Origin of the sequence: Thiohalocapsa halophila, from assembly GCF_016583825.1 — a bacterium.
GTDB lineage: Bacteria > Pseudomonadota > Gammaproteobacteria > Chromatiales > Chromatiaceae > Thiohalocapsa > Thiohalocapsa halophila.
Window position 1 is genome coordinate 77143 of the sequence record NZ_NRRV01000017.1, and the last position, 12158, is coordinate 89300.

Sequence of the window (12158 nt, forward strand, 5' to 3'; positions counted from 1 at the left end):
TCGCGCCCTACGTCGCTCTATCCCCCCGTCTCGCCTCCGTCCACCCAGCGTGTCACCCTTCTCCCCCCTCGCAGGCTTCCTTTAGTGTGTCCGTATCCGGCTCTTGCTCGCTGCGGAGCGCTTTGAAGGCCCTGCGCGCGAGCGCCGCCGCGACATCCATCAGTCACTAAGGGTTGCACCTAGTCCCGCTTTCGTGCACAACTCGGCCACCTGACATTGGTGGCTGGCGGCGCACGGTTCGCGCGGCTATGGCCAGCCTAGGCGCGACGCACGGGAGGGAGCTTGGACAACCCGTTCTTCGAGCAGCCGGTACTCAACTCGCCCTACGAGTATCCGAGCCGCCACTGGGAGCTGGACAAGCAGGGCCAGCCGACCCAGAAGATCATGGAGGCAAGGCGGCCGGCGGAGTTCATCACGCCGATCCCCAAGCCGAAGAAGCGCAAGGGCCAGCCGCAGCAACAAGACCTGGGCTTGGACGAGGGGGTGGGCCTGTCGGATGAGGATCAGCGCTACGCCCACACCGCCATCATCAACGGCGTGCGTGAGCATGTGGACCGCTGGCGCCTGCTGCCTGAACATCAGTGGCGGGTCACGCCGGAGACCGCCCAGCTGCTTAGGCACTGGCGGCACTATCCATTCAGCGGCATCCGCCCCTTCTTCTGTCAGGTGGAGGCCGTTGAGACGGCTATCTGGCTCACCGAGGTCGCCCCGCAGATCGGCAAGGTCGGTCAGCGCTACCTGGACCACCTCGACAATGCCAACACGGAGGCCAATCCCGGCCTCGCGCGACTCGCGCTAAAGCTCGCCACCGGTGCCGGCAAGACCACGGTCATGGCGATGATCATCGCCTGGCAGACCATCAACGCCGTGCGTCGGCCGCAGAGCAAGCGCTTCAGCCGCGGATTTCTGATTGTCGCGCCTGGACTGACCATCAAGGACCGGCTTCGCGTCCTGCTGCCGAACGACTTGGACAGCTACTACGCCAGCCGCGAGCTGGTGCCGACGGACCTGATGCCGGAGCTTGCGCGCGCCAAGATCGTCATCACCAACTACCACGCCTTCAAGCGCCGCGAGCGTCTGGAGATCGCCAAGGGTAACCGTGCGCTGCTGCAAGGTCGCGGCCCGTCGCTGGAGACCCTGGAGACCGAAGGCCAGATGCTCCAGCGGGTTTGCCCTGAGCTGATGGGCCTGAAGGGTGTGCTGGTCTTGAACGACGAAGCCCACCACTGCTACCGGGAGAAGCCACCGGAGGATAGCGACGAGCAAACGCTCAAGGGCGATGACAAGAAGGAGGCCCAGAAGAACATCGAGGCCGCGCGGTTGTGGATCAGCGGCCTGGAAGCGGTGCAGCGCAAGCTCGGCCTGGCGCGGGTCATCGACCTTTCTGCCACGCCCTTCTTCCTCCGCGGGTCCGGCTACGCCGAGGGCACGCTCTTCCCCTGGACCATGAGCGACTTCTCGCTAATGGACGCCATCGAGTGCGGCATCGTCAAACTGCCGCGGGTACCGGTGACGGACAACCTGCCCGAAGGCGAGATGCCCAAATTTCGCAACCTCTGGGAGCACATCCGCTCCCGGATGCCGAAGAAGGGCCGCGGCAAGGCGAAACAGCTGGACCCGCTGAGCCTCCCCGTCGAGCTGCAGACGGCGCTCGAGGCGCTCTATGGTCATTACGAGCAGACCTTCGACCTCTGGCAGCAGGCAAGCGTAGACGTGCCGCCCTGCTTCATCGTCGTCTGCAACAACACCTCCACGTCCAAGCTGGTCTATGACTACATCGCCGGCTTCGAGCGCCGGCAGGAAGACGGAGCCGTCAGCTTCGAGCATGGCCGCCTGCCGCTGTTCCGCAACTTCGACGAGCACGGCAATGCCCTCGCGCGCCCGCGTACGCTGTTGATCGACAGCGAGCAGCTCGAGTCCGGCGAGGGTCTAGACAAGACCTTCCACGACGCCGCCACGGACGAAGTCGAGCGCTTCCGCCGCGAGATCATCGAGCGCACCGGCAACCGCGCCGAGGCCGACAAGCTCACCGACCAGGATCTGCTTAGGGAGGTCATGAACACCGTCGGCAAGCCCGGTCGGCTCGGCGGCTCCATCCGCTGCGTGGTGTCCGTGTCCATGCTCACCGAGGGCTGGGATGCCAACACCGTGACCCACGTGCTCGGCGTGCGGGCCTTCGGCACCCAGCTGCTGTGCGAGCAGGTGGTAGGCAGGGCGTTGCGGCGCCAGTCCTACGAGCTGAACGAGCAAGGGCTGTTCAATGTCGAGTACGCAGACGTGCTCGGCATCCCGTTCGACTTCACGGCCAAACCCACAGTCGCACCGCCCCAGCCGCCGCGCAAGACCATCCAGGTCAAGGCCATGCGCCCGGAGCGCGACCATCTGGAGATCTGCTTCCCGCGCGTCGCCGGCTACCGGGTCGAGCTGCCCAGCCAACGCCTGGAGGCCAACTTCACCGACGACTCGCGTCTGGAACTGACCCCGGCATTGGTCGGGCCGTCCAAGACGCGGATGTCCGGCATCATCGGTGAGGTAGTGGACCTCGACCTCGACCATCTGGATCAGGTGCGACGCTCCACGCTGCTGATGCACTTGACCAAGCACCTGATCCTGACCAAGTGGCGCGACCCCGGCGAGCCGCCGCAGCTCCAGCTCTTCGGCCAGCTCAAGCGCATTACCCGCCAGTGGCTGGATGGCTACCTGGACTGCAAGGGCGGTACCTTCCCGGCGCTGCTGATGTATCAGGAGCTGGCCGACATGGCCTGCCAGCGCATCACGGCCGCGATTACCCGCGCGGAGATTGACCGCCGCCCGGTCAAGCCCGTGCTGGACCCCTACAACCCCGAGGGCTCCACCATCCACGTCAACTTTGCTACCTCCAAGGAAGACCGCTGGGAGACCGACCCCGCGCGCTGCCACATCAACTGGGCCATGCTCGACAGCGGCTGGGAGGGCGAGCTGTGTCGGGTGCTGGAGAGCCACCCTAAGGTCCGTGCCTACGTCAAGAACCACAACCTCGGCTTTGAGGTGCCGTACCGTATGGGCAGCGATACCCGCCGCTACCTGCCGGACTTCATCGTGCTCATCGACGACGGCCCGGATGGCGCACCCAAGGAGGAAGACGACCTGCTGCACCTCGTCATCGAGGTCAAGGGCTACCGCGGCGAGGATGCCAAGGCCAAGAAGGACACCCTGGAGACCTACTGGATTCCGGGCGTCAACAACCACGGCGGCTTCGGCCGCTGGGCCTTCGCCGAGATGACGGATGTCTGGGAGATGGAGGAGGGGCTGGAAGAGAAGGTGCGCGAGCACTTCGACGCGGCGCTCGCGGGCGTGATCGCGGCTGAGCAATAGGCCACACGAGAATCGTGTGCACTATACTCGTGTCGCTTTCGCCGAAATCCCAGGCCCGACCATGAAGAACATCACCTTCAGCGCCGACGAGCAGTGCATCGAGGCGGCCCGTGCACGGGCCAAGGCCGAGCACACCACCCTCAACGACCAGTTCCGCATCTGGCTCAGCGAGTACGCGCGCAAGCATGAGCGCCTGGCAGACTACGACCGGCTCATGCAGGACCTTCGCGGCAAGGTGCGTGTCGGGCGCAAGCTCAGCCGAGACGAGATGAATGAGCGTTGAGGCCTTCCTGGACACCAACATCCTCGTCTACCACTTGGACGACGCCGACCCGGCCAAGCACCGGGTCGCCGAGCGCCTCGTCCGCTCCGCCCTCGAGACCGGCAACGCCTGCATCAGCTTCCAGGTGGTGCAGGAATGCTTGAACGTCGGCCTGCGCAAGGCCAGGGTCCCGCTCGACGCCGACACCACCCGGCGCTATCTCGACACCGTTCTGATGCCGCTCTGGCGCGTCATGCCGAGCGAGCGGCTCTATCACCGCGGCATTGAGCTCCAGGCGCGCTATGGCTACGGCTTCTACGACAGCCTGATCATCGCGGCCGCGCAGGCCATGGGCTGCGCCACCCTGTTCAGCGAAGACCTCCAGCACGGCCACGTCATCGACGGCCTCACCATCATCAACCCCTTCCTTCCGGCCGGCGCCCATTGAGGCCCGCGGCCGCCGCTGCCGAATCCCAAGGACCACCATGGCGAAGAGCACCGACAAGAAGCAGATCGAGGCGCTGACCCACAACGAAGCCAGGCGGCGCAACATCCCCACCGCCGAGTACCAGCCGGTGATGGCGGAGGAGGACCGCGCGCCGAAGGAGGTGCGCTATGCCCGTGGCGGCGCCGGGCTGGAGGACGAGAAGGCCGCGCGGGATGCGGACCTGGACCCGCAGCTGGTCTGGCGCGGCAAGGACCGGCAGGACTGGTCCGACCTGGTGGTGCAGGCGCCGCCGCTGTTCATCCAGGAGAAGATCCACCCCAAGGTGCTGATCGACGATCTGCTCCGTGAGCGCGAGAAGAGGATTCACCACGAAGGCACGAAGGGCACGAAGCAGGAGGAAAACGAAGGGACTTCGTGGCCTTCGTGCCTTCGTGGTGAGAATGCATCTCCGGAGCAGTTGGACCTGTTTGCGGACTTCAACGGCATCCCGGAGGGCGCGGACAAGACCGAGTTCTACCGGCACGACGCCAACTGGACCAACCGCATGATCCTCGGCGACAGCCTCCAGGTGATGGCGTCATTGGCCGAGCGCGAGGGGCTGCGGGGCAAGGTGCAGTGCATCTACATCGACCCGCCCTACGGCATCAAATTCAACTCCAACTTCCAGTGGTCCACCACCAGCCGCGATGTGAAGGACGGCAAGACGGAGCACATCACCCGCGAGCCGGAGCAGGTGAAGGCGTTTCGCGACACCTGGCGCGACGGCATCCATTCCTACCTTACCTATCTGCGCGACCGGCTGACCGTCGCGCGGGACCTGCTGACCGAGTCCGGGTCGGTGTTTGTGCAGATTGGGGATGAGAATCTGTATCGGGTTAAGGCGGTTATAGATGAGATTTTTGGGGAGCATAACGCCGTAGTCACGCTGGTTGTCAAAAAAAAGAGTGCGACCACGGCAACGGATCCAGTCAACGATTATCTTCTCTGGTATGCCAAGAATCGTGATGAACTGAAAGTACGGCAACTCTACAAGGAAAGGCGCGATCCAGAAGATGACTCCAAGTTTAATACGCTTGTTTCGATGTCCGGAAAGCATACGAGGATTCGCGGGCTCAGTGCAGAAGAAATCGGGGATCGCCTTCTGCAGGGCGAGCAGTGGGCTAGGGTGAACTATCCGCTGGTAAGTCAGGACCGCTCCGATAGAAGTTCGGCTTTCCCATTCCGCGGCAAGTTCTTCGAATGCGGGGCCAATAGACATTGGACCTACGATCCGGAGGCGGATATGAAGCGTCTCGAAAAAGCGGAACGGATCTTCGATGGTGGCGGAAAGTCTCTTGGGGGCGTAGTGTTCTTTCGAGACTGGGCGCACGCCACGATCTCGAATATCTGGACAGAGTTTCATGGCGAAAAATTCCCCGTCTTCGTTGTCCAGACGAATCCAAGATTAATTGAACGGTGCATCGTGATGACCACCGACCCCGGCGACCTGGTCCTCGACCCCACCTGCGGCTCCGGCACTACCGCCTATGTCGCCGAGCAATGGGGCCGGCGCTGGATCACCATCGACACCAGCCGGGTGGCGCTGGCGTTAGCGCGGGCGCGGATCATGGGGGCGCGCTATCCCTACTATCTGCTGGCGGACTCCAAGGCCGGTCAGCGCAAGGAGGCGGAAGTGACCCGCACCGAGCCCTCGACGGCGCCCACCCATGGCGACATCCGCCAGGGCTTCGTCTACCAGCGGGTGCCGCACATCACGCTCAAGGCCATCGCCAACAACGCCGAGATCGATGTGATCTGGGAGCAGTGGCAGCCGCGGGTGCAGGGGACGCTGGACCGGCTCAACGCCGCGCTGCGGGGCCACAAGACGCCGTTCGAGCCCGCCACCGGCGGGCGCGCCGGCAAGCCGGTGGTGTTCGACGCGGCGGATGATGCGACCTTCACCATGCCGAGCGGCGAGGTCGTGCCTGCCTACGCGCTGATGGACTGGGAGGTGCCGCGGGAGGCCCCCGCAGACTGGCTGAGTGAGTCGGTCGCGGCGGAAGAGGATGCACCACGAAGACACGACGAGCACGAAGCAGAAGCAGCGAAAGGCACTTCGTGTTCTTCGTGCCTTCGTGGTGAAACAGTGACCGAGGCGCTCAAGGACTTCTGGCAGGCCCGCATCGCCCGCCAGCGCGAGATCGACGCCAGCATCGCGGCCAAGGCGGACTTCGAGTACCTCTACGACAAGCCCTTTGAGGACAAAAAGACCGTCCGCGTCGCCGGCCCCTTCACGGTGGAGAGCCTGTCGCCGCACCGGGTGCTGGGCGTGGACGAGGACGACGAGCTGATCGGCGTCGAGGACGACAAGGCCGACTACGAGGAGCGCGACTTCGTCGGCATGATCCTGGAGAGCCTGCGCGCCGCCGGCGTGCAGCAGGCGCACAAGGAGGACCGCATCAGCTTTACGTCGCTGACGCCCTGGCCCGGCGACCTGATCTGCGCCGAGGGGCGCTTCTCCGACGCCGCAGCAGAAGACTCACCACGAAGGCACGAAGAGCACGAAGAAGACGCGGTTGACATGTCTTCGTGTCCTTCGTGTCTTCGTGGTGAAAAAGGGGAACGAAGGGCGGCGATCTTTGTCGGCCCGGAGTTCGGCACCGTCTCCCGGCCGGACCTGGTGCAGGCGGCCCGCGAGGCGGCGGACGCCGGTTTCGATGTGCTCATCGCCTGCGCCTTCAGCTTCGACGCCCACAGCGCCGACCTGACCAAGCTCGGTCGCGTGCCGATCCTGAAGGCGCGCATGAACGCGGACCTGCATATGGCCACGGAGCTGGCGGACACCGGCAAGGGCAACCTGTTCGTGATCTTCGGCGAGCCGGACATCGACATCTGGCCTCTGGACGATGGTCAGGTGCAGGTCAAGATCAACGGCGTGGATGTGTTCCACCCGCAGAGCGGCGAGGTCCGCTCCGACGGCCCCGACGGCATCGCCTGCTGGTTCATCGACACGGACTACAACGAGGAGAGCTTCTTCGTCCGCCACGCCTACTTCCTCGGCGCCAACGACCCCTACAAGGCGCTCAAGACCACGCTGCGCGCCGAGATCGACGAGGACGCCTGGGCCAGCCTCCACAGCGACACCTCCCGCCCCTTCCCCAAGCCCGCCTCCGGGCGCATTGCCGTCAAGGTCATCAACCACCTTGGCGACGAGGTGATGAAGGTGTTTCGGGTCTGAGCGCCGGCGCCCCAAGCACCTCTGGCCCGGGGCGCCGGCGGAATCTGAAGGGCGATCCGGCGGCCTGCCGTGGACAGCGCGCAGCCCGGAGCATGTGATCATGAGGAGAAGAAAAGTACGTGACAATGCCGCTGGCTTTCTTGCACTATACTTTCACGACACCACCTGTGGTGTCACAGGCCGATGTCTGCTGAGGCCGTCCGCGCCGCACGGGAAGAGCTGGAACAGGCTGTGACGAGCCTGCGATGCAGCACTCTGGTGCGCATCCTGAAAAGCCTGGGTTTCGACGTTCGCGCTGGATCGAAGCCCGGCCACAAGGTCATGACCCACCCGGGCGTCCCAAGCTTTACGTCACAGGCATTTACCTGCGGGCATGGCAAGAATCCAGAGATTAAGCCTGTCTACGTCCGCAAGGTTGCGGCAACACTTCGGCGGTACGAGCCGGAGTTGGCCGAGTATTTGAGAGCACTGCAATGAAGATCGATCCGCACGCCTACAACATCAGTGTCCGCCGCGGCGTGTTCGACGGTGAAGCGCTGTTCGAGGCGCGCGTCAAGGAGCTGCCGGACGTCGCCGAGTACGCCGAGACCTACCAGGAGGCTTACGAGCTGGCAGTGGATACCATCGAGACGGCGGCGGCGGCCTTTGCCGAGCAGGGGCGCCCCCTTCCGCCGGCACAGGTGCCTGCGGACGAGTTCAGCGGCCGCGTGACGCTGCGCATTCCGCGGAGCCTGCATCGGGCGCTTGCGGTCGCGGCAGACGACGAGGGCGTGAGCCTCAACGCGCACCTGGTCGGGGTGCTGACGTACTACTCGGGGTTTGCGGCGGGGAGCGGGATGCGGATCGAGTCGGCCTCTGCCTTGGTGTCCGATGACGCGGCCTAAGGGGTCAGTGTAGTTTCACCACGAAGACACGAAGCACACGAAGTCAGGTAAGGTCGCGTAGAAGCCACCTTCTTCGCGACGGTCCGCGGTGACTGGAACAGGAATGGCGCTTATCCCAGACGATTGGACGGGCGAGATCATTGGTGCGGCGATCGATGTCCATCGTCATCTCGGGCCTGGCTTATTGGAGTCCGCGTATGAGATCTGCTTGGCGGCTGAACTGGAAAGCCGCGGAGTCGCGGTTCAGCGACAGCTGGCCTTGCCGGTTTGCTATAAGGGTCGCAGGTTAGATGCTGGGTACCGGATCGATTTGCTGGTCGAGCAAAGCGTTGTCGTCGAGCTGAAGGCGGTTGCACGCCTGGAGCCAATTCACGATGCGGAACTGCTGACCTACCTGAAGTTGGCTGGTCTCCGCTACGGCTTGTTGCTGAATTTCAACGTACCTGTGCTGAAACATGGTATCCGTCGGATTCTAAACGGCTAGGGTATCGGACAAGAGCGCCTCGGGCCGCGGCGCCGTCGATCTGCTCGCCTTCGTGCCTTCGTGGTGATCATCTGCTCAAGCCAATGCACTTCCGCATCGCCGACACCTTCACCGACAGCCTCGCGAAACTCACCGGCGAGGAACAGAAGGCGGTCAAGACCACCGCCTTCGACCTGCACCTGAACCCGGCCAATCCGTCCTTCAGCTTCCACAAGCTGGACCGCGCCAAGGACAAGCGCTTTTGGTCGGTGCGTGTCAGCCGGGACATTCGGCTCATCGTCCACCGCACGGACGACAGCCTGCTGCTGTGCTACGTGGACCACCACGACGCCGCCTACGCCTGGGCGGAGCGCCGCCGGCTTGCAACGCATCCCAACACCGGCGCCGCGCAGTTGGTGGAGATCCGTGAGACGGTGGAGGAGATCCGTGTTCCCGTCTACGTCGAAGCGCCCGAGCCACGGCCGGCGACACCAGCTGGCGGTCAACGGCTGTTCGCCGGGCTCGACGACGACGCGCTGCTCGGCTACGGCGTGCCGCCGGAATGGCTCGCTGACGTGCGCGCCGCGGACGAGGACGGGCTGCTGGCACTCGCCGACCACCTGCCGCAGGAGGCCGCGGAGGCGCTGCTGGAGCTCGCCACCGGCGGGCAGCCGCAGCCGGCGCATGTGGGCGGGACCGCCGACGCCTTTGCGCACCCGGACGCCCAGCGCCGTTTCCGGGTCATGGAGGACGTGGAGGCCCTGGCGCGGGCGCTGGAGTTCCCCTGGGAGAAGTGGTCGGTGTTTCTGCACCCCGGCCAGCGGCGGATCGTGGAGCAGGACTTCAACGGCGCCGCGCGCGTCGCCGGCTCCGCCGGCACTGGCAAGACCATCGTCGCGCTGCACCGCGCCGTGCACCTGGCGCGGTCGAATCCCAACGCGCGGGTGCTCCTCACCACCTTCTCGGAGCCGCTGGCCGCGGCGCTGCGCATCAAGCTCGGCCGCCTGGTACACAACGCCCCGCGGCTGGCCGAGCGCATCGACGTGGCGGCGCTGGATGCCGTGGGCGAGCGCCTGTACCGCGCCCGCATCGGCGAGCCCAAGCTGGTCAGCGACGACGTGCTTGCCGCATTGCTGATGGACGCCGCAGAAGCGGCGAGCACCAGCGAGGACCTGCGCTTCCTGATCGGGGAATGGGCGGATGTGGTGGACGCCTGGCAGCTCCCCGACTGGCCCGCGTACCGGGACGTGCGCCGACTCGGGCGCAAGACGCGGCTGCCGGAGCGTCGCCGGGAAGTGCTGTGGCGCATCTTCGAGCAGGTCAGGACGGCGCTCACCGACCGCGGCGTGAGCACGCGGGCGGCGCTGTTCACGCGCGTCGCCGAGCGGCTCGCCGACGACGCGCAACCGGTCTACGATCATGTCATCGTCGACGAGGCGCAGGACGTGGACGTGTCGCAGCTGCGGCTGCTGGCGGCGCTGGCCGGCAGCCGGCGGAACGGGCTCTTCTTCGCGGGCGACCTGGGCCAGCGGATCTTCCGGCAGCCGTTCTCGTGGAAGGCACTGGGCGTGGATGTGCGCGGGCGGTCGCGGACGTTGAAGGTCAACTACCGGACCTCGCACCAGATCCGAGCGCATGCCGACCGGCTGCTGGGCGCGCGGGTTGCAGACGTGGACGGCAACGTCGAGGACCGCGGCGGTACCGTCTCGGTGTTCAATGGCCCAGCGCCCCAGGTAGGAAGCTTTGACGACCACGCCGCTGAGGAAACGGCGGTGGCTGAATGGCTGCGCCTGCGTACAGCGGATGGGCTCAACCCCAACGAAGTGGCTGTATTCGTCCGCTCCGCCGACGCGCTTGAGCGGGCGGTGGCGGCGGTGGCAACAGCGGGACTGGATGCCGCCCTGCTCGATGAGCGGCTGCATCTACCGCCCGGCCAAATCGCCGTGGCGACGATGCACCTGGCCAAGGGCCTGGAGTTCCGGGCCGTGGCGGTGATGGCTTGCGACGACGAGATTATCCCACTCCAGTCGCGCATCGAGGCAATCGCCGATGAGGCCGATCTCGACGAAGCCTACGCCACCGAGCGGCACCTGCTCTACGTCGCCTGTACCCGTGCACGGGACCACCTGCTGGTGACCAGTGGCGATGTGCCGTCCGAGTTTCTGGACGACTTTGCGGCAGAACACTGAGCGCTATGGAACAAAACTCTCCGTTGCCTGGCCTGACTGCCGCGAGTCCGGTCGGGGAGAGCGAAGATTGGTTTTTCGCTGCGCGGCTGTCCCGATGCTCCGGCCTGTGCGACAGCGGCTGCGGACCTGCAACATGGCCCATCCGTCACGTCCTGCGGTCTTGATGCGCCTGGGCGGCACTTTTCCGCTTGGACTTGGCGGTTGGCTGCTGCTGGTCTTGACGATCGGCGTGGCGGGCACGGCCGCCGCGGAAGAGCGCCTCCCCGTTCACGGGTTCCGCATCGTCGCCAGCTGGCCGCATGATCCGTACGCGTTCACGCAGGGTCTGATCTGGACGGACGGCGCGCTGTATGAGTCTACCGGCGGCTATGGGCGCTCCAGCCTGCGCCGGGTGGAGCTCGAAACCGGCCGGGTGGTCCAGCAGCGCCAGCTGGACGACGCGCTCTTCGGTGAAGGACTCACGGCTTGGGGCGATACCCTCGTGCAGCTGACCTGGCGCGCCGGGCGCGTGCTGCGCTACGACCGCGCCACCTTCGCGCCGCTGGACGAGCTGACCCTGCCCGGCGAGGGCTGGGGGCTGACCCACGACGGCGAGCACTGGATCGTCAGCGACGGCAGCGCCTCGCTGCGCTTCCTGGACCCGGAAACGGGTGCCGAAGTCCGCCGTGTGCGGGTGCGTGCCAATGCTCGGCCGGTGCGCCGCTTGAACGAGCTGGAGCTGGTGCCGGTGCGCCGGGCCGAGGCCGGGCAGCAGGCGGCGCCCGTCCATCATGAGATCTGGGCGAACATCTGGCACCAGGACCGACTGGTCCGCATCGACCCGGCGGACGGTCGGGTGCTGGGCTATGTGGATTTGACCGGGCTCTGGCCGCAGCGAGAGCGCCCGCACGCTGAGGCGGTGCTAAACGGTATCGCGTTCGACGCCGAGCGTCGGCGGCTGCTGGTCACCGGCAAGCACTGGCCGCGCCTGTACTGGATCGCCGTCCCCGGCCTGTTGCCGGTACCGGAGGGCAGCGTCGACTGACGATCCGTCGGCGCCCGGGCCGCGGCTTGTGGCTCCGGTGCGAGTGTGTCGCCGGTGCTGACCCGTGCGGGCTTGGGCGAATCCCTGACGCGGGCACCGCCGCTTCCGCTAGAATCCCGGCGTTTAGCCCCAAGCCGCCGGAACAACGATGCTCGACTCTGCCTCGATGCCCGGACCGCAGGCCGATGCGGACGCCTACCCCCTCCTCGCCACCATCGACACGCCAGCGGACCTGCGCCGGCTGGAGGCGGACCAGCTCAAGCAGCTGGCCGCGGAGCTGCGGGCGTATCTGATCGACAGCGTCTCGCGCACCGGCG

10 protein-coding genes are annotated in these 12158 nt (G+C 65.8%); all 10 read left to right on the forward strand.

Annotated features, from left to right (window positions below):
- The first annotated feature begins 282 nt into the window (after positions 1-282).
- Positions 283-3354: a BPTD_3080 family restriction endonuclease gene (locus CKO31_RS09340; protein ID WP_200236223.1), complete on the forward strand. Its 3072-nt coding sequence runs from the start codon at positions 283-285 to the stop codon at positions 3352-3354.
- Between the two features lie 61 nt (positions 3355-3415).
- On the forward strand, positions 3416-3637 hold the full coding sequence (locus tag CKO31_RS09345; RefSeq protein WP_200236226.1) for a hypothetical protein: 222 nt from the start codon (positions 3416-3418) through the stop codon (positions 3635-3637).
- Positions 3627-4064 carry a PIN domain-containing protein gene (locus tag CKO31_RS09350; protein ID WP_200236228.1) on the forward strand — a complete coding sequence of 146 codons (438 nt, stop codon included), beginning with the start codon at positions 3627-3629 and terminating at the stop codon, positions 4062-4064. Before CKO31_RS09345 ends, CKO31_RS09350 begins: the two co-directional genes overlap by 11 nt.
- A 37-nt stretch (positions 4065-4101) precedes the next feature.
- A complete protein-coding gene (locus CKO31_RS09355; RefSeq protein ID WP_200236231.1) occupies positions 4102-7281 on the forward strand; it encodes a site-specific DNA-methyltransferase in 3180 nt (1059 codons plus the stop codon).
- Positions 7282-7464: 183 nt separating this feature from the next.
- Positions 7465-7758 carry a type II toxin-antitoxin system HicA family toxin gene (locus tag CKO31_RS09360; protein ID WP_200236234.1) on the forward strand — a complete coding sequence of 98 codons (294 nt, stop codon included), beginning with the start codon at positions 7465-7467 and terminating at the stop codon, positions 7756-7758.
- Positions 7755-8165: a toxin-antitoxin system HicB family antitoxin gene (locus CKO31_RS09365; protein ID WP_200236236.1), complete on the forward strand. Its 411-nt coding sequence runs from the start codon at positions 7755-7757 to the stop codon at positions 8163-8165. The genes CKO31_RS09360 and CKO31_RS09365 overlap by 4 nt, the downstream gene beginning before the upstream one ends.
- Positions 8166-8268: 103 nt before the next feature.
- Positions 8269-8649: a GxxExxY protein gene (locus CKO31_RS09370; protein ID WP_200236239.1), complete on the forward strand. Its 381-nt coding sequence runs from the start codon at positions 8269-8271 to the stop codon at positions 8647-8649.
- 83 nt (positions 8650-8732) lie between these two features.
- A complete protein-coding gene (locus tag CKO31_RS09375; RefSeq protein ID WP_200236242.1) occupies positions 8733-10817 on the forward strand; it encodes a UvrD-helicase domain-containing protein in 2085 nt (694 codons plus the stop codon).
- A 133-nt stretch (positions 10818-10950) separates the two neighbouring features.
- A complete protein-coding gene (locus CKO31_RS09380; RefSeq protein ID WP_242475260.1) occupies positions 10951-11841 on the forward strand; it encodes a glutaminyl-peptide cyclotransferase in 891 nt (296 codons plus the stop codon).
- Between the two features lie 166 nt (positions 11842-12007).
- Positions 12008-12158 (forward strand): 1-deoxy-D-xylulose-5-phosphate synthase N-terminal domain-containing protein (locus tag CKO31_RS09385; RefSeq protein ID WP_200236266.1); only part of this gene is annotated, 151 nt, incomplete at its 3' end.